This window comes from Streptosporangium jomthongense (genome assembly GCF_042650425.1).
GTDB lineage: Bacteria > Actinomycetota > Actinomycetes > Streptosporangiales > Streptosporangiaceae > Streptosporangium.
The window spans coordinates 331,445-349,896 of record NZ_JBHSBC010000012.1 but is presented as its reverse complement, the minus strand read 5'-3'; the positions used below and the strand labels follow the sequence as shown (position 1 = coordinate 349,896).

Annotated in this window: 15 protein-coding genes; 7 read left to right on the top strand and 8 right to left on the bottom strand. The window is 69.8% G+C overall.

Features of this window, described 5'->3' with window-relative positions:
• Positions 1-129 precede the first annotated feature (129 nt).
• Positions 130-549, bottom strand: coding sequence for a PaaI family thioesterase (locus tag ACFOYY_RS13280; protein WP_362916463.1), 420 nt, complete (start codon positions 547-549; stop codon positions 130-132).
• Between the two features lie 68 nt (positions 550-617).
• On the opposite strand from ACFOYY_RS13280, the gene polA reads away from it, so the two are divergent.
• The 6 genes from polA to ACFOYY_RS13250 all read left to right on the top strand — a co-directional run bounded on the left by polA (position 618) and on the right by ACFOYY_RS13250 (position 8,653).
• A complete protein-coding gene (gene polA / locus ACFOYY_RS13275; protein WP_352009081.1) occupies positions 618-3,317 on the top strand; it encodes a DNA polymerase I in 2,700 nt (899 codons plus the stop codon).
• A 187-nt stretch (positions 3,318-3,504) separates the two neighbouring features.
• Complete coding sequence (locus tag ACFOYY_RS13270) at positions 3,505-4,653, top strand: polysaccharide deacetylase family protein (protein ID WP_352009082.1); 1,149 nt, start codon at positions 3,505-3,507, stop codon at positions 4,651-4,653.
• A gap of 217 nt (positions 4,654-4,870) precedes the next feature.
• A complete protein-coding gene (gene rpsA / locus ACFOYY_RS13265) occupies positions 4,871-6,352 on the top strand; it encodes a 30S ribosomal protein S1 (RefSeq protein ID WP_352009083.1) in 1,482 nt (493 codons plus the stop codon).
• 165 nt (positions 6,353-6,517) lie between these two features.
• A complete protein-coding gene (locus ACFOYY_RS13260) occupies positions 6,518-6,967 on the top strand; it encodes a GNAT family N-acetyltransferase (RefSeq protein WP_352009464.1) in 450 nt (149 codons plus the stop codon).
• 20 nt (positions 6,968-6,987) lie between these two features.
• Positions 6,988-7,587: a dephospho-CoA kinase gene (gene coaE, locus ACFOYY_RS13255; RefSeq protein WP_362771591.1), complete on the top strand. Its 600-nt coding sequence runs from the start codon at positions 6,988-6,990 to the stop codon at positions 7,585-7,587.
• A 196-nt stretch (positions 7,588-7,783) separates the two neighbouring features.
• Entirely contained in the window at positions 7,784-8,653 is an 870-nt protein-coding gene (locus ACFOYY_RS13250) for a PIG-L family deacetylase (RefSeq protein WP_386189943.1), read from the top strand.
• A 103-nt stretch (positions 8,654-8,756) separates the two neighbouring features.
• Here the strand turns inward: ACFOYY_RS13250 and ACFOYY_RS13245 are convergent, their stop codons facing one another.
• Genes ACFOYY_RS13245 through ACFOYY_RS13235 form a run of 3 tightly spaced genes read right to left on the bottom strand, consistent with a single transcriptional unit; the run spans position 8,757 to position 12,465 of the window.
• A complete protein-coding gene (locus ACFOYY_RS13245; RefSeq protein ID WP_352009086.1) occupies positions 8,757-9,530 on the bottom strand; it encodes a sporulation protein in 774 nt (257 codons plus the stop codon).
• 26 nt (positions 9,531-9,556) lie between these two features.
• The gene (locus tag ACFOYY_RS13240; protein ID WP_352009087.1) at positions 9,557-10,819 is read right to left on the bottom strand and encodes an SPFH domain-containing protein; all 1,263 of its coding nucleotides are present in this window, start codon (positions 10,817-10,819) and stop codon (positions 9,557-9,559) included.
• A 2-nt stretch (positions 10,820-10,821) separates the two neighbouring features.
• Positions 10,822-12,465 (bottom strand): SPFH domain-containing protein, encoded by a 1,644-nt coding sequence (locus ACFOYY_RS13235; protein WP_352009088.1) that lies wholly within the window; start codon positions 12,463-12,465, stop codon positions 10,822-10,824.
• Between the two features lie 188 nt (positions 12,466-12,653).
• Here ACFOYY_RS13235 and uvrB point away from each other — a divergent pair, with 188 nt between their 5' ends.
• Positions 12,654-14,765 (top strand): excinuclease ABC subunit UvrB, encoded by a 2,112-nt coding sequence (gene uvrB, locus ACFOYY_RS13230; protein ID WP_352009089.1) that lies wholly within the window; start codon positions 12,654-12,656, stop codon positions 14,763-14,765.
• Positions 14,766-14,824: 59 nt separating this feature from the next.
• Here the strand turns inward: uvrB and ACFOYY_RS13225 are convergent, their stop codons facing one another.
• The 4 genes from ACFOYY_RS13225 to ACFOYY_RS13210 all read right to left on the bottom strand — a co-directional run bounded on the left by ACFOYY_RS13225 (position 14,825) and on the right by ACFOYY_RS13210 (position 18,420).
• A complete protein-coding gene (locus ACFOYY_RS13225; protein ID WP_362771598.1) occupies positions 14,825-15,451 on the bottom strand; it encodes a hypothetical protein in 627 nt (208 codons plus the stop codon).
• Positions 15,452-15,592: 141 nt separating this feature from the next.
• Positions 15,593-16,183, bottom strand: coding sequence for a DUF4126 domain-containing protein (locus tag ACFOYY_RS13220; RefSeq protein WP_352009091.1), 591 nt, complete (start codon positions 16,181-16,183; stop codon positions 15,593-15,595).
• Between the two features lie 135 nt (positions 16,184-16,318).
• A complete protein-coding gene (locus tag ACFOYY_RS13215; RefSeq protein WP_386189942.1) occupies positions 16,319-17,476 on the bottom strand; it encodes a ScyD/ScyE family protein in 1,158 nt (385 codons plus the stop codon).
• 218 nt (positions 17,477-17,694) lie between these two features.
• Positions 17,695-18,420 (bottom strand): acyltransferase, encoded by a 726-nt coding sequence (locus ACFOYY_RS13210; RefSeq protein ID WP_386189941.1) that lies wholly within the window; start codon positions 18,418-18,420, stop codon positions 17,695-17,697.
• Between the last annotated feature and the right edge of the window lie 32 nt (positions 18,421-18,452).

Below are 18,452 nucleotides of genomic sequence, written 5' to 3'. Positions count from 1 at the left end.
CTTCCCCGACCCTGCGCGTTTTCTACTCGGCTCCCCCACGGGCATCGATGTCACCCACCGTAGCGACTCCTGTGGCAAGAGTGCAAAAAGGGGAGGTCGGGTAATGATCGAAAACCGGTGAGTTCCCGTTCAGGCGTCGCGCAGCATGCAGGTCAGGCGTGAGCTGCACACCCTGCGGCCCCGCTCGTCGGTGATCTCGATCTCGTAGGTCGCCACGCTCCTGCCGCCGTGCACCCGGGTCGCGACGCCGGTGACGTGGCCGGAGCTGACGGCGCGGTGGTGGGTGGCGCTGATCTCGATGCCGACCGCGACACGCCCCTGGCCCGCGTGCAGGGCCGCCCCGATCGAGCCCAGGGTCTCGGCCAGCACACATGAGGCCCCGCCGTGCAGCAGGCCGTACGGCTGGGTGTTGCCCTCGACGGGCATGCGGCCCGTGACCCGCTCGGGGGAGGCCCCGGTCAGCTCGATGCCCATCCGCTCGACGAGCGCGCCACCGGCGCCGCCGAGGGTCTCTTCGAGGATCCGGGCGACTTCCTGTGGGTCTGTCATGGTCAAGGGGGCGTCTCCTTGTCGCGGGACCAGCGTTTTCTGTCGTATCAGGAGACTAGGCTTCCCCTGTGCCGAAGAACGAAGCGACCCCCTCGCGTCCGTGTCTGCTGCTGCTGGATGGACACTCCCTGGCATACCGGGCCTTCTACGCCCTGCCCGAGGAGAACTTCTCCACCACGACGGGGCAGACGACCAACGCCGTCTTCGGGTTCACCTCCATGCTGGTCAACGTGCTCCGTGACGAGCGGCCCACGCACGTGGCGGTCTGCTTCGACCGGTCAGAGCCGACGTTCCGGCATACGGAGTACCCGGAGTACAAGGCCAACCGCAGCGCGGCCCCGGACAGCTTCCGCAGCCAGATGAGCCTGATCCACGAGATGCTCGACGCCCTGCGCGTGCCGTACCTGTCGCTGGCCGGATACGAGGCCGACGACCTGATCGCCACGCTCGCCACCCGCGCCGCCGCGCAGGACATGAACGTGCTGGTCGTCACCGGTGACCGCGACGCGCTCCAGCTGGTCGACGAGCGCATCACGGTGCTGATGACCAGGGTCGGCATCAGCAACATGACCAGGTTCACGCCCGAGGCCGTGCTGGAGAAGTACGAGCTCACCCCCGCCCAGTATCCCGACTTCGCGGCCATCAGAGGCGACAGCAGCGACAACCTCAGGAACATCCCCGGTGTCGGCGAGAAGACCGCGGCCAAGTGGATCCGCGAGTTCGGCTCGCTGGAGGAACTGGTCAACCGGGTCGACGAGGTCAAGGGCAAGGTCGGGGACAAGCTGCGCGACCACCTCGACCAGGTCCTGCTGAACCGCCGTCTCACCCAGCTCACCCGGGACGTCCCGCTCGAAGCCGAGGTCACGGCGCTGACGGTCGGCCAGGGCGAGCGCGCCGAGATCGACAAGATCCTCGACACGCTGGAGTTCAGGGGCGAGCTGCGCGACCGGCTGTTCAAGACCCTCTCCTCGGCCGAGCCGGAGACGGGCGAGGGCTTCGAGGTCGAGACGGTCGTGCTCGGGCCGGACGAGGTCGGGCCCTGGCTGCGGGCCATGCCGGAGGGCCGGGCGGGCCTGGCCTTCCGGGGTTCCCACGGCAGCGGCACCGGGCGGGTCGACAGCGTCGCGATCGCCGCGCCCGGCGACGGCGGGCGCGGCGCGGCCTTCATCGACCAGACGACGCTCACCGAGGCCGACGAGGCGGCGCTGCGCGAGTGGCTGTGCGACGCGTCGCGGCCCAAGGCCGTGCACGACGCCAAGGGGCTGATCCTGGCGCTGTGGGCCCAGGGGATGGACCTGCGCGGGCTGACCAGCGACACGGCGCTGGCGGCCTACCTGGCGATGCCCGGCCAGCGCTCGTTCCCGCTTGAGGACCTCGTCCGGGTCTACCTGCGCCGGGAGTTGCGCGGGGAGGAGGACAACAGCGGCCAGGCCAGCCTGTTCGACGACCAGGAGACCGACGCCGCCCACGACCTCGGGCTGCGGGCCATGGCCGTGCGGGAGCTGGCCGACGCCCTTGAGGACTTCCTCGAACCACGGGGCGGCACCCACCTGATGGGCGACGTCGAGCTGCCCCTGGTGACGGTCCTGGCCGAGCTCGAACGGGCCGGGATCGCCGCGGACGGTCCCTACCTCAGCGGCCTGGAGGCCGAGTTCGGCGCCGCGGTCAAGCAGGCCGTCGACGCCGCGCACGCCGCCGTCGGGGAGCAGTTCAACCTGGGCTCGCCCAAGCAGCTCCAGGAGATCCTGTTCGTCAAGCTCGGGCTGCCCAAGACCAAGAAGATCAAGACCGGTTACAGCACGGACGCCGAACAGCTGGCCTGGCTGGCCACGCAGACCGACCACGAGCTGCCGGCCATCATGCTCAGACACCGTGACCAGGCCAAGCTGCGCGTCACGGTCGAGGGGCTGATCAAGGAGATCGCCGACGACGGCCGGATCCACACCACGTTCAACCAGATCATGGCGGCCACCGGGCGGCTCAGCTCGGAGAAGCCCAACCTGCAGAACATCCCGATCCGCACCGCCGAGGGCCGCAGGATCCGGCAGGGCTTCGTGGTCGGCCAGGGCTACGAGACCCTGCTGACCGCCGACTACAGCCAGATCGAGCTGCGGATCATGGCCCACCTGTCCGGCGACGCGTCGCTGATCGCGGCCTTCGAGTCCGGGCACGACTTCCACCAGGCGACCGCCGCGCGGGTCTTCGACATCGAGCCCCAGCAGGTCACCGGTGAGATGCGGGCCAAGATCAAGGCGATGAACTACGGCCTCGCCTACGGACTGTCCGACTTCGGGCTCTCCGGGCAGCTCGGCATCCCGGTGCAGGAGGCCAGGGCCCTCAAGGACGAGTACTTCGAGGAGTTCGGCGGCGTCCGCGACTTCCTCAACGCGATCGTCGTCCAGGCCAGGCAGGACGGCTACACCGAGACCATCATGGGCCGCCGCCGCTACCTGCCCGACCTCAACAGCGACAACAGGCAGCGCAGGGAGATGGCCGAGCGGATGGCGCTCAACGCGCCGATCCAGGGGTCGGCGGCCGACATCATCAAGGTCGCCATGCTCGGTGTGCACGACGCGGTCAAGGAGGCCGCTCTGCGCTCGCGGATGCTGCTCCAGGTCCACGACGAGCTGGTGTTCGAGGTGGCGCCGGGAGAGCTGGAGACCCTGCGTGAGCTGGTCGTCGACCGGATGAACGCCGCCTACTCGCTGCGCGTCCCCCTTGAGGTCTCCGTCGGGGTCGGCCGCACCTGGGAGGACGCGGGCCACTGAGGGCCGCCTTCCCGGTTCGATCCTCCGCACCCGCCCCGCGACGTTCCGCGGGGCGGGCGTCGTCACGATGTGGTTCCCGTGCGGACACCCAGTGGTGACCAGGTAGATCATTGGTTGTTTGCCCGGCCTGCCCGAGTCTGTTCTAGGGTGGTAATCCAGTCGAGATCTCGATGGGTACGGGAGTTTTGTGCGGAGTTCAGCGCCACTGACGCAGATCATCATGCTCGCCAACGTGGTGGTTGTGATCACCGCGGTGGTGGTGCTCCTGGTGCGCCCCGACGCGGCGCCGACCTCCGTCTCACTGGCGGGTACGGCGACGCCGCTCAGCACACCGCCGGTGACACCGCCCGCCCAGACCCCCTCCCCGCCGCCGTCGCCCGGCCCCTCGCCCGCGGTCACGCTGCCCTCCGCGGAGCTGCCGCCGCCGGTGGTGGCCTCGCCGGAGTTCGCCCGGCAGGTCAAGGCCAACGAGGCCGGAGTGGTCCCGGTGCTGATGTACCACCGCATCCAGAAGAAGCGGCTGGCCTCCATCGACAGGACCCCCGCCCAGGTGCGCCAGGAGATGGAGCGGCTGGCCAGGGACGGCTACGTGCCGATCACCGCGCACGAGTTCGTCACCGGCGACATCCGTGTCCCGGCGGGCAAGCACCCGGTCGTGCTGACCTTCGACGACGGTCACCCGAGCCACTTCGCGCTCGACAAGGCGGGCGTGCCGCTCAAGGACACCGCGGTCGGAATCATCTATCAGGTGGCCAAGAAGTACCCAGATTTTCGGCCTGTCGCGACATTTTGGGTAAATCATCAGCCCTTCGGGCTGCGGGACGCGCGCGCCCAGGAGAACGCGGTGCGGTGGCTGGCCTCGCGCGGCTTCGAGGTGGCCAACCACACCTGGGACCACCCCTACCTGCCGGGCCTGTCGAAGAAGCGGGTCGCCGAGCAGCTCGTCCGCGTCCAGCGGATGCTGGCCAAGTACGGCGCGGGCACCCCGGACACGCTGGCGCTGCCGTTCGGCGCCATGCCGCGCAAACGGTCGACCGTCCAGAAGGGCAAGTGGGACGGCACCTCCTTCGCCTTCAAGGGCGTCTTCCTGGCCGGCGCGCAGCCGTCGGTCTCGCCGTTCACCAAGGACTACGACTGGCGGGCGATCCAGCGGGTCCAGAGCAACGGCAAGAAGGGCGAATGCCGTAAGTGGTGCTCGCAGTACTGGCTGGAGTGGCTCAACAAGCACCCGGGCAAGCGGTACACGGCCGACGGGGATCCCGAACGCATCTCCGTTCCACGGGAACTTCGGGGTAATATCAGCCCGCAGTGGAAGCAGCGGATCAATGCCTACTGACGGCGTTGAGCCATGGCTTTGTCATCGGTGTGTCGTGCTACCGGATTGACCAGGCTCGTCTGTTCTCATATGCTGATCGCTGCGCTGTGGGCTCGCGTGTGTCTCGGACCGAGTGGGCTCGCGCTCGATCAGGCCGGTGGATTCCCGGCTGAACGATAAGAGGCCTGCCGCGTGTTCGCCACATCGACATCTGTCCGCGTTCGGAGCAATTCCACACATGACGAGCAGCACTGAGGCCACCTCGAGCACCCCGCAGGTAGCGGTCAACGACATCGGCTCCGAGGAAGAGTTCCTCGCAGCGATCGACCTGACCATCAAGTACTTCAACGACGGCGACATCGTCGAGGGCACCGTCGTCAAGGTCGATCGAGACGAAGTTTTGCTCGACATCGGCTACAAGACCGAGGGCGTCATCCCCTCGCGTGAGCTCTCGATCAAGCATGATGTCGACCCGGCGGACGTCGTCGAGGTTGGCGAGCACGTCGAGGCCCTTGTCCTCCAGAAGGAGGACAAGGAAGGCCGTCTCATCCTGTCCAAGAAGCGCGCCCAGTACGAGCGCGCCTGGGGCACGATCGAGAAGATCAAGGACGAGGACGGCATCGTCACCGGCACCGTCATCGAGGTCGTCAAGGGCGGCCTGATCCTCGACATCGGTCTGCGCGGCTTCCTTCCCGCCTCGCTGGTCGAGATGCGCCGGGTCCGCGACCTGCAGCCCTACGTGGGCCGTGAGCTCGAGGCCAAGATCATCGAGCTGGACAAGAACCGCAACAACGTGGTCCTGTCCCGCCGTGCCTGGCTGGAGCAGACCCAGTCCGAGGTTCGCCAGACGTTCCTCAACACCCTCCAGAAGGGCCAGGTCCGCAAGGGCGTCGTGTCCTCGATCGTCAACTTCGGTGCCTTCGTGGACCTCGGTGGCGTCGACGGACTGGTTCACGTCTCCGAGCTGTCCTGGAAGCACATCGACCACCCCTCCGAGGTCGTCGAGGTCGGCCAGGAGGTCACCGTCGAGGTTCTCGACGTCGACATGGAGCGCGAGCGGGTCTCGCTGTCGCTCAAGGCGACGCAGGAGGACCCCTGGCAGCAGTTCGCCCGCACCCACCAGATCGGCCAGGTCGTGCCGGGCCGCGTCACCAAGCTGGTGCCGTTCGGCGCGTTCGTCCGCGTCGAGGAGGGCATCGAGGGCCTGGTCCACATCTCCGAGCTGGCCGAGCGCCACGTCGAGATCCCCGAGCAGGTCGTCCAGGTCGGCGACGAGATCTTCGTGAAGATCATCGACATCGACCTCGACCGCCGCAGGATCTCGCTGTCGCTCAAGCAGGCCAACGAGAGCGCGCTGGGCGCCGACGTCGAGTTCGACCCCACGCTGTACGGCATGGCGGCGACCTACGACGACTCGGGCAACTACATCTACCCCGAGGGCTTCGACTCCGAGACCGGCGAGTGGCTTGAGGGCTTCGACCGCCAGCGCGAGGAGTGGGAGCGGCAGTACGCCGAGGCCCAGACCCGCTTCGAGGCGCACAAGCGTCAGATCGAGGAGGCCCGCAAGGCCGAGGCGGAGGCGGGCGAGGCAGCCCCCACCTCCTACTCGGGCGAGACCCCGGCCTCCGGTTCGAGCTCCTCCGCTCCGGCGGCGGGCGCTCTTGCCTCCGACGAGGCTCTCGCCGCCCTGCGGGAGAAGCTCGCGGGCGGTCAGAGCTGACCTCTTCCAGTGGTTGATGTGGCGATCTGAAGATCCGAGGAAGGGCCCCGCTCAGGCGGGGCCCTTTTTCGTTCCCGCCGGTCCGCCCGGGGCGCGCTCCCGGCCTGTCCGGTGCCGGGGGCCGGGTTCACCCGTCGCCGGTCACGCTAGGGTTGGCGGGTGACCATGATCGGGCGGGCGGCCCCCGCGGACGCGGGAGAGATCCTCACGGTCCAGCGGGCCGCGTACGTGAGCGAGGCCCAGCTCTACGGCGATCCGTTCATCCCGCCTCTGGTCGAGTCCGCCGAGCAGGTCGAGCGGGCGATACGGACCGGTGTCGTGCTCGTCGCCAGGCGGGACGGACGGATCGCCGGGGCGGTTCGCGGGCAGATGTCCGGCACCACCTGCCTGGTCGGCCGCCTGGTGGTCGCGCCCGACCTGCAGGGCGGGGGTGTCGGCGGCGCCCTGCTGGACGCCCTTCACGGGGAGATGGGCTCCGCCCTGGCGTTCGACCTGTTCACCGGGCACCTGTCGGAGGGCAACCTGCGGCTCTACCGCCGGCGCGGCTACCGTGAGACCCACCGGGAGCGGATGAGCGACCACCTGACCCTGGTCCACCTGCGCAGGCAGCGGTAGCGGCGCGTATTCTGCGGACCATGTTGAAGGTGGGGCTCACCGGAGGGATCGGTTCCGGCAAGAGCGAGGTGTCACGGCGTCTGGCCGCCAGGGGCGCCATGGTGATCGACGCCGACATGATCGCCCGTGAGGTGGTCGAGCCGGGAACCGAGGGGCTGGAACGGATCGTCGCGATCTTCGGGCCGGACGTCCTGCGCGAGGACGGCTCGCTCGACCGGGGACGGCTCGGCTCGATCGTCTTCGCCGACTCCGAGAAACTGGCCTCCCTCAACGCCGTCGTGCACCCGCTGGTCGGGGAGCGCGTCGCCGAGCTGCAGAGTCAGGCGGACGAGGACGCCATCGTCGTCTACGACGTGCCGCTGCTGGTCGAGAACAACCTCGCCCCGATGTACGACGTGGTCGTGGTCGTCGACGCGGCCGACGAGACGCGCGCCGGACGGCTGCTGACGCTGCGCGGCATGACCGAGGCCGACGTCAGGGCCAGGATCGCCGCCCAGGCGAGCCGTGAGGAGCGGCTGAGGGCCGCCGACGTCGTGGTGCCCAACGAGGGATCCCTGGAGGAGCTGGAGGCCCGGGTGGAGGCTCTGTGGGCCGATCTGGCCGCACGCGCGAAGGCCTGAGCGCGAGGGCGTACGGCTGGGCTCCGCCTATGGGACGAGAAAGGACGATCCTCTTGGATGAGGACGCCTTACCGTAAATCGTCCAATCGGCTCAGGTGGCCGGGGGATCCGCTCCTTTACCGTCGAGTTACTTTCATCGGCGGCGGCGGGGGGCGACGTGCGGGGCGTTCGAGGTGTGGGCGGGATCATGGCGGCCGTGACGGCCGTCGTTCTTCTCCTCGCGCCGTTGCTGTCGCCGAGCCCCGGCCTGCCCGGGCCGGGAAGCCTGATGTCCGGCGGGACGCCCGAGGGCCTCCACCTCCAGATCGCCGCCCATCCGGACGACGACCTGCTCTTCATGAGCCCCGACCTGTTGAGGCTGCTCGCGCGTGGCGCGAGCACCGTCACCGTCTATCTCACCGCGGGGGAGGGGACGGCGGGGGTCGGCGACGGGCACCCGCCCAGGCGGTACAGCATCGACAGGCAGCGGGGGGTCAGGGCCGCCTACGCCTGGGCCGCCGGGGTTCGTGACCGGTGGCGGCGGAACCTGATGACCGTGGGCAGGATCCGGGCCGAGGTGGACACGCTGGCGGACCGGCCACAGGTCCGGCTCGTCTTCGCCGGACTGCCCGACGGCGGCGACCCCAGGGCGGACGGCGGAAGGAGCGCCCTGAGCCGCCTGTGGGCCGCCTCAGGGGACCTGAGCTGCGTGCGCCCCTTCACCAGGCCCTCCGTCTGCCTGTCCCGCTCCGACGTCCTGGAGGCGCTCCGCGGGCTGATGCGGGTCTTCCGGCCTTCGGTGCTGAACACCCTCGATCCGGACCCGCCGCCGGGCGTCGCCGACCACCCCGACCACATCGCCGCCGCGAGGTTCGCGGCGGCGGCCGCCCCGCCGGGCGTCAGGGTGGTCGTCTACCGGGGCTACACCACGCTGCCCCTGCCCCCCAACCTCACCCCCGCCGAACACGAGATCAAGCGCGAGGCCTTCGCCGTCTACCGGGGACACGACTACCGGGCGGGCTCGGGCCGCCGCTACGACGCCTGGCTGCGGCGGATGTACCGCGGCCCCGGCGCGGCCTCGCCGTGAGGGACGTCACGGCGAGGGGTGGCGCGCCCGTGCGGCGTGGGGGGCGGGGGAGCGGCCCCGGGCGGCGGGAGGCGGCCGCCGGGGCGCAGCCGTGAAAGGCGGGTCAGAACCAGCCGCGGCGCTGGGCCATCGAGTGCAGGCCCGCGCGCAGCGACTGCTCCACCTGGCCGGGGTGGTCGTCGTAGTGGACCGTGAACCGGTTGTAGGTGTCGTGACTTGAGGTCAGGAAGCCGCCGCGCTTGTCGGCCTCCAGGATGACGTCCACCGCCCGCGGGCCCGCGATGAAGGTCAGTTCGAGCTCGCTGAAGTGCCGGGAGTACTCGGGGCCGACGTAGTACTCGATCTCCTGGAAGAACGGCATCCGGGAGCCGTGCAGCGTGCCGCGCTCCAGGTCGGCCTTCTTGAAGCGGAAGCCCATGTTGTCGAGCGCGCCGAGCACGTGGTCCTGGGCGGGCAGCGGGTTGACGAACAGCGCGTCGAGGTCGCCCTTGTCCAGCGCCCCGGCCAGGGACAGCTCGGTGGAGACACCGAGCTGCATGCCGCGCAGCGGGTGGCCGCCGATGGCGCTGATCGGGGTCTCCCACGGGACGGGGATCTCGAACGGGGCCGACTGCGGCGCTCCCGCGGCCAGGTGGAAGGAACCGGTGATCTGCTGGCGCAGGAAGCTGTAGGTGGTCTTGTACTCGTTGTCGCCGCTTTCGACCTCGACGACTGCGGTGAAGTCGATGAAGATGCCCTCCACCCGGTAGTCGGAGCCGCCGCCGCGGAAGTTGACCTGTCCGCGCAAGGTCTCGCCGGGGCGGACGTTGGAGTTCAGCAGCACCGTGTCGACCTCGACGCCGGCGCCGAAGGCGGCCATGAGTTTACGGAACACCATTGGGGGACTCCCGGGGTTGAGATGTTTCAGTTGGGTTCAACGGACGGTTTGGCCTGGCCGTTCCCCGCGCCGCCGTCCGCGCTGAGCTGCGGCAGGAGCTGGGCGAGGAGCAGGGTGGCCAGCGGAGAGGTCTCGCCTGAGGCGCCGCCGGTGCGCACGACGATCGGGCGGGGGGCGTTCTCGGCGAGCTTGGCGCCCACGTCGAGACGGCGGCGGGCCAGCTCGTACTGGAGCACGGCGCGGTTGTCACGGTAGGAGTCGGCGAGCCTGCGCAGCCCCTTGGCCTCGTTCTCCGCCGAGGTCAGCTCGGCCCTGCCCCTGGCCTCGATCTCCCAGCGCACCCGCTGGGCCTGCGTCTCGTGCTCCTCCAGCATGCGGGCGACGTCCTTGCGGGCGGTGTTGGCCGCGGCCCTGACCTCGACGATACGGGCGTCCCTGGTCTTCTTGGCCCGCTCGATCTCCATGAGCAGGGTGTCGATGCGGCGCTTGCGGGTCAGCTCCCACTCACGCTCGAAGGCCGACAGCTCCTTGGCGACCTTCTCCCGGGTCGCCAGGTGCTGCTGGTACTGGTCGGGCAGCTGCACGTCGGGGATGTTCGCGCCGGTGATGCGCACGCCGTACCTGCCGAGCTGGCGGGTCAGCAGCTCCTGCATGTCTCCCACGTCGGAGCCGCGCAGGTCGTAGGCCCGCTCGGTGTGGACCCTGCGGCTGCGCTGGCGGATGGCGTCCTGTACGGCGCTGCTGAGCACGAGGTCGAAGTTGCCCGCCCCGATCGTCCTGACGAAGGCGACCGGATCGACGATGCGGAACTTCAGGAAGAACTCGATCGACTTCAGCGGCACGTTCTCCGCCGTCGGGCAGGCCGCGATCGGCGCCGAGTAGGGGATCTCGGTCGAGGTGTCCACGACCGCGTCGACCCGGTCCCAGGGCAGCCACAGGTAGTGACGGCCGGGGGGCAGGGTGCCGACGATCGCCCCCCACCGGCTGCGCACGCCGGTCGTGCCCTCCTCGATCTCGACGATGGCCCTGCGCCACAGCCAGACCAGGGCGGTCAGCAGGAAGAACACCGCGCCCACGGCGGCCAGGGCGGACAGGACGCCGCCACCGCCGAGCAGAGCGGTGCCCACGAGGTAGAGCGCGAACATCAGCAGTGCGACCCAGGCGAAACCCCTGCGGTCCTTGGGGATCACGACCGGGACGATCTGGCCGGACTCGCCGCCGCGCAGCAGCTGGCGGATCTCCGACCAGGAGGCCAGCGATTCCTTGATCTTGGAGAACTCTCTGCTCATCTTCAGGCGTCTTCCTGCGCGGCGGGCGGTACGGCGTGCGGGGCGTGCGCGGGCTCCCCATCGGTGACCTGGGCGGTTTCCCGGCCGGCGCCCTGGTCGGCGCCCTGACCGGTCTCCTGGCCCGCGTCCTGGCTGAGCAGGGCGGTGATCTCGGCCTCGCGGTCCTCGACACGGCGGCTGATCTCGGTGATCCGCGCCCGGATCGCGGCGGTGTCCGCCTCGGAGAACAGCCGGGCCTCCCCGCCGCCGACGAGCTGCCCGGCCAGGGCGAGCAGGTCGATGTCCGTCGTCTCACCGACCTGCACCACGCGGGGCAGGTGGGCGGCGACGGATTCGAGCCTGTCGAGCAGGTCCTGCTGGAAGCGGTGGTCCAGGATCTCCGGCGCCTGCGCCGCGCTCAGCGCCCTGATGTCCAGCGCCTGGGCCTCAAGCAGCGCCGCGTTGGCCTTCGCCGTCGACTCGGCCTCGACCAGCCGCTGGCCCGCCTGGGCCTTGGCCTGGTTCGAGGCGCGTTCCAGAGCGGTGTCCATCCGGGCCTGGTAGCCCGCGATCTCCGCGTGGATGGCCGAGAGCTGCTCCTGCAGCCCGGCGAGCTCCTTGACCAGGTCGCCCTCGTTCTGCTCCTTGCGCAGCTGCAGCTCGTACTCGTAGGTGTAGGCCTCCTTGGCGACCCTGATCATCTCCGGCGCCGCCAGGTCCATCCGGTACTCCTGGCTGGAGGGCTCGGCGTGGGTGATGTTCACGTCGGTGAGCCGTACGGCGGGCAGGAACTGCTGGTTGAGACTGTCCAGCATGCCCAGGGTGCTCTCGCCGACCAGGTCGTAGATGTCCTCGGCGCGCTGGGCGTAGATGAGGGAGCGGGTCACCTCGCTGATCGCGTTCTGCAGCTTGGCCTGGAAGCCGCCGACCGAGCCGAGGACGAAGATGAACTCGGCCGGGTCCTCGATCCGGAACTGCAGGAAGAGGTCGACGCTCGCCTTGACGCCCTGCTGGGTCGGGGCCTCGCGGATGGGGGCGTTGAAGGGGTACTCACGGGTGGTGTTGACGATGTAGCTGACCCGCTTCCACGGGTTGAGCAGCGTCACCCGCCCGGGTTCGGCGATCTGGACGAGCTTGCCGAACTTGGTGATCAGCGCCTTGCAGCCCTCGGGGACCATGACGACGCTGCGCCGCCACCACAGGAACGCCGCGGCCAGCACCAGGACGGCCCAGTAGTGCGGGCCGAACAGCACCCGCGCGCCCTCGGGCAGGCCGTTGGCGATCAGGCCGACCAGGCCGAGTCCCGCCAGGACGACCAGAGGGATGACGACCCGTGCCGTGGTGCTCTTGGGGATCACCACGGGGGAGATCACGTGGACCGCCTCGCCGTTCTGGCCGCTGCCGCTGAAGCTGCGGTTGACGATCTCCCCGGCCTCGTTCAGTGAGGCGCTGCGGGCTTCGATCAGCGTGCCGACGGACGCGCCCTGCTCACGCGCGGCGAGGAAGTCGGTGGGGTTGAGCGTGAAGCCCTGTTCCCCTGCCTGTCCCGTCACCTGACCGGTGAGCTGGCCTGCGACCTGCCCGGCGATCTGGCGCAGGTCTCCGCCCTGGCCGTACGCCTGGGCGGCCGCGACCGCCGCCTGGATGGCCTCTTTTGGCCGCGACATCACACCTCCGTGGGTCTTGTCCGAAAGCCCGATATATCACGCTTTGTGATTGCCTGCAGGGATGCCAGTAAAGAACATGTGGCTTGCGGATGGCTTGACAGCCGATTGAACGGGTGCTGAACGCCGTGCCCTACGGGGTTCCCGGAGAGGGGACGGGAATGTCGGTGGGGCGTCCTACAGTGGGTGAGGTGAGGCCGGTAACAGATTTGCAGCGCAAGGTGGCCCCCTTCGAGGTCGTCACCGACATGACCCCCTCCGGCGACCAGCCGGCCGCGATCGCCGAGCTTGAGCGGCGGGTGAGGGCGGGTGACAAGGACACCGTCCTGCTGGGCGCGACGGGCACGGGCAAGACGGCCACGGTCGCCTGGCTGATCGAGCGGCTGCAGCGGCCGACCCTGGTCATCCAGCCGAACAAGACGCTCGCCGCGCAGTTCGCCAACGAGCTGCGGGGGATGCTGCCCAACAACGCGGTCGAGTACTTCGTCTCCTACTACGACTACTACCAGCCGGAGGCGTACGTCCCGCAGAGCGACACCTACATCGAGAAGGACTCCTCCATCAACGAGGAGGTCGAGCGGCTGCGCCACTCCGCGACCAACTCGCTGCTGACCCGCCGCGACACGGTCGTGGTCGCCTCGGTCTCGTGCATCTACGGCCTGGGAACCCCCCAGGAGTACGTCGACCGGATGACCGCCCTGAAGGTCGGTCAGGAGATCGAGCGCGACACGCTGCTGCGGCGCCTGGTCGACATGCACTACACCCGCAACGACCTGGCCTTCACCCGCGGCACCTTCCGGGTGCGGGGCGACACGATCGAGATCATCCCGAAGTACGAGGAGCTCGCCGTACGGATCGAGATGTTCGGTGACGAGATCGAGAAGCTGTCCACCATGCACCCGCTGACCGGTGAGGTGATCACCGAGGACGAGGAGCTCTACATCTTCCCCGCCTCCCACTACGTGGCGGGCCCCGAGCGGATGGAACGGGCCGTGCGGGACATCGAGGCCGAGCTGGCAGAGAGCCTGCAGCGGATGGAGCGCCAGGGCAAGCTCCTTGAGGCCCAGCGGCTGCGCATGCGCACCACCTACGACCTGGAGATGATGCGCCAGATCGGCACCTGCTCCGGCATCGAGAACTACTCGCGGCACATGGACGGCCGATCCCCGGGCAGCGCGCCGAACACCCTGCTCGACTACTTCCCCGAGGACTTCCTGCTGGTGCTGGACGAGTCGCACCAGACGGTCCCGCAGATCGGCGCGATGTACGAGGGGGACGCCTCCCGTAAGCGCACGCTCGTCGAGCACGGCTTCCGGCTGCCCTCCGCCCTGGACAACCGCCCGCTGAAGTGGGAGGAGTTCCTGGAGCGGATCGACCAGACGGTCTACCTCTCGGCGACGCCCGGCTCCTACGAGCTGGGCCGCTCCGGCGGCGACGTCGTCGAGCAGGTGATCAGGCCGACCGGCCTGGTCGACCCCGAGGTGGTCGTCAAACCCACGAAGTCGCAGATCGACGACCTGGTCCACGAGATCAGGACCCGCGCGGAGAAGGACGAGCGCGTCCTGGTCACCACGCTGACCAAGAAAATGTCGGAGGACCTCACCGACTACCTGCTCGAACTGGGCATCAGGGTCCGCTACCTGCACAGCGAGGTCGACACGCTGCGCCGCATCGAGCTGCTGCGAGAGCTGCGGCTGGGCGAGTACGACGTGCTGGTCGGCATCAACCTGCTCCGTGAGGGCCTGGACCTGCCGGAGGTCTCCCTGGTGGCCATCCTCGACGCCGACAAGGAGGGCTTCCTGCGCTCGGAGACCTCGCTGATCCAGACCATCGGCCGCGCGGCCCGTAACGTCTCCGGCCAGGTCCACATGTACGCCGACCGGATCACCCCCTCCATGGAGCGGGCGATCGAGGAGACCAACCGGCGCCGGGCCAAGCAGACGGCCTACAACGAGGCCAACGGCATCGACCCCCAGCCGCTCCGCAAGAAGATCGCCGACATCCTCGACTCCCTCAACCGGGAGGACGCCGACACCGCCCAGCTCCTCGGGGGCAGCGGCCGTCAGCAGTCGCGCGGCAAGGCCCCGGTCCCCGGCTTCGCGGTCAAGCAGGCCGGTCAGCACGCCAGGGCGATCGCGGGGGAGATGCCCAGGGCGCAGCTTGAGGCCCTGGTCGAGTCGCTCACCGAGCAGATGCACCAGGCGGCGGCGGACCTGCAGTTCGAGGTGGCCGCCAGGCTGCGTGACGAGATCAAGGAGCTCAAGCGCGAGGTCCGCGACATGCGCGAGGCGGGGGTCTCCTGACCCGGCCCGCCGGAACACGGGCGGGTGTCGTACGGCCCCGCCCGTCTCGGCGGAGGCTCTCAGCGGTGGTCTGAGCGGCGCTCGTCGTCGGGGAAACGGGGCACCGCGGTGCGGCGGTAGAGCTCGTCGATCTCGTCCAGGGGGTCGGGAGCGCGGCGGCGCGCCTCGATCTCCAGGTCGGTCCGGTCCCGGATGTCGTCGATGCCGTTCGCGGAGTGCGTCATCTGGTCGTTGAGCAGGTCCGCCCGGATTCTGGCGCACGAGGTGGTCAGCTTGGCGTGGTGCTCGCGCAGACGGCCGAGGGAGGCGTGGTCGACGTAGGCGGAGTTCCGGCTGTGCCGGGCGTAGAGCGCGAGCTGGCCGTCCAGCTGGTCGGCGTGCACGCCGATCTCGGCCACCAGCCGCGGCAGGTCGCCCAGCCCCCATCCGGCCTGGAGCGCCTGGTCGACGGCCTGCCGGGTCAGGGAGACCTCCTTGCGCAGGTCCAGGCGCATCCGCTCGGTCTCACCGGCCTGGCCCGGGTCCATCGCCGCCACCTGGGAGGCCACCCGCTCGGTCACCTTCCTGGCCTTCTTCGTGGCCTTCTTGCCGAGCTTGACCAGGAGGTAGACGCCCACACCTCCGGCGAGAAGGAACAGCACCATGAGCACCAGCACGATGGTGAGGAAAGTGGTGATCTTGATCACCTCCCGGCGGGGGAAACAGGTGTTTCGAGCATAGCCCGCCTGCCCGTGCACACGGGGGTTCGCGACGTGCGCGGGGTCCGGCCGGGAGCCGAAGGGACCTCGCCGTGCACCCCGCCGGTGTCCGCCTCGGGGCGCCGGGGTTCAGACGGGACTTCGCCGCAGGGCGCGGCGGCGCCGTAGGCGGCGGACGGTCCACCAGGCGAACACCGCGAGCACGGCAACCGCGATCACGACCAGGACCGGGAGGAAGATCGCAACCAGGGCCATGGCGAGAGACCCCACGTCCTCCATCGTGCTCACCACCGGTGCCCCCACCCCGGCGGTCGTGGCGTTGACCACCGGTCTGGCGGTCGCCTTCATCACGTGCACCGCGAGCGCGACGCCGATGCCGAGCACCCAGCCGGCCCAGGGGTTGTGGGTCATCCAGTCGGAGCCGTCGAGCCGGGCCGCGGCCTCGGTCGCGCTGAAGACCACGCCGCCGGACAGCGGGCGGATCACGGTCTGGATCATGTCGTTGACGCTGTCGACCACCGGGACCTTGTCGAGGACGAACTCGGCGACCAGCAGCACGCCGACGATCGCGAGCACCCAGCCGTTGGCCAGCCAGGCGAACTCCGGCTGCAGCCGCACCTGGTCGGTGAGGTTGGCGAGCAGGCCGACGACCAGCAGCGGTATGTAGGCGTTCAGCCCCGCCGCGGTGGAGAGTCCAAGGCCTGTCAGTGCCGCGAGCATCGTGCCTCCGTGGTGTCTCGGTCCTCCCATTCAACGTCCTCGGGGCACCGGTGGATCCCGCCGGGTTCCGGTGCCGGGCGAAACGGCGGCGGGGGCGTGTCCGTGATGGACACGCCCCCGCCTGTTTCCCGCGGGCTACTCCGAAACGGGGATCCGGAGGATTTCGCCCTTGCCGGGCGCCATGGCCTTGTCGGCCACATAGACGGCGCCGTCGGGGCCTACGGCCACGCCGAGGGGGGTGGTCAGCGTGCCGGGCTTGAGAAGCTCGGTACGGGTGCCGTCACCCTCGACGCGGTAGACGGTGGTCTTGCTCATGCCGTTGGCGGGAAGCGGTCCGGCGGACCCCAGGACGATCAGCCGCCCCTTGGCGTCGAAGGTCACGTCGGCGGCCGTGGTGAAGCCGCGTGCGGCGGTGGTGACCTTGCCGTCCTTGAGACGGAGGACCCGGGCCGCCCCCTCGGGGTTGGGGAATCCGCCGTGCTCGGCGATGTAGTAGGCGCCGTCGGGGCCCTTGGCGATGCCCATCGGCACCGACTGCATCGGGATCTTGCTGCCCTTGGGCATCTTGAGCGCCGGGGGAGCGGCGACGGACCTGGCGTGCAGGACCGCCTCGGTGCTGACCCTGCCCTTGCGGTCGACCCGCAGCACGGAGTTGCCGCCGGTGTCGGTGACCAGCGCGCCGCCGCCGGGCAGCGGGGCGAGGCCGAACGGGTAGGAGTCCACGGCGCTGCCCTTGTCCTTGCGGTCCGGGTTGTGCCTGGTCTCGTGGGCGGCCAGGTCGGCGAAGGACAGCCGCCTGCCCTTGGTGGAGAGGGTCAGCAGCGTGCCCAGGGTCCTGGCCTTGGGGCCGAGCTTGGCACGGAAGGCGGTGTCGCCGGAGAAACCGACGGTCACCAGCAGGTCGCCCTTGGGGGTGAACGCCACGTCGTGCGGGCCGAGGGCGAACGGGCCGCTGGCAGCCGAGGGCAGGCCGCCGACCAGCACGGAGGTCTTGCCGTCCTTCAGGACGCTGATCCGCCCGGTCAGGCCGAAGCACATCTTCTCCGCCTTCTCCCCCTTCTTGGCGGGGGTCATGGCGCACTTGACCTTGCCGCCGTGACCGGACTCGGCGATGTAGAGGGCACCGTCGGGACCGAAGGAGATGCCGCGCGGGCTGTCGAGGCCCTTGGCGACGACCTCGGGCGCGCCGCCGTCCGCCCGTGCCGCCGTCACCGGACCGGCCGTCACGGCCAGTGCCGCGACTCCTCCTGTGGCAGCAGCGAGCAGCCTGCGGCCGATACGAACTCCGCTCAACGCAATCCCCTCCACGATCCCCGCCATATCCGTCAAGCCGGGGCGAACACCCGGAAAGCTACGAGCTTCTTCGGGTCGCTCACAAGGAAAAAACGCCACAATCCACCCTGCTGCGCGGCGATTTCCCCCGGGCGGGTGACCGTCCCTCCGCCTCCCGGCGGACGACCCCGCAGGCGCCTCTCAGCCGACGGCCGACGGACCGGCCCCGGGCGCGGGGGTCACGGCGGTGTCGAGCCCGCCGGTGCGGCCGACGCGCCGAGGGCCCGGTCCGCGGCCACGGTCCCGGCACGGCCGGCCGAGGTGCCGTCCAGGTGGGGCGGCAACCATCCCCGCCCCGGCACGTGGTGGCGCACGACCCGGGCGGGCACCCCGGCGATCACGCTGTGGTCGGGGAACTCGCCGCGGACCACGGCGCCGCCCGCGACCACGCACTGCCTGCCGATCCTGGTCCCCGGCAGGATGATCGCGCCGGTGCCGAGCCAGGAGCCCGAACCGATGACCACCGGGTTGTTGCGCGGCCACTGACGGCCGATCGGCGTCTCCGGGTCGTCGTAGACGTGGTTCTGGTCGGTGATGTACACGTAGGGGCCGGTGAAGACATGGTCGCCGATGTCGATCGACTGGTGTCCCACGATGTGGCTGCCCCTGCCGATCGAGCAGCTCTCGCCGATCCGCACGATCGAGACGGGGCCGAGGTCGACGCCGGGGCCCATGCCCGCGGAGATCGACACCCGCTCGCCGACCAGGGTGTGGGCGCCGATCTCGATCCAGGCCTCGCCGAAGACGGCCCCCATGGGGAAGGCGAGGCACGCGCCCTCGCCGATGTGGCGGAAGCGGTAGCCCGCGGGGCTGGTGGCGCTCACCGCGCCCACGGTGCGGATCGCGGACCAGACACGGTGCACAAGGCTGCCCATGGCACGCCGTACCACACCACGAAGTGACATAGCGGCCCAAGGTACCGTCAGGTCATATGACG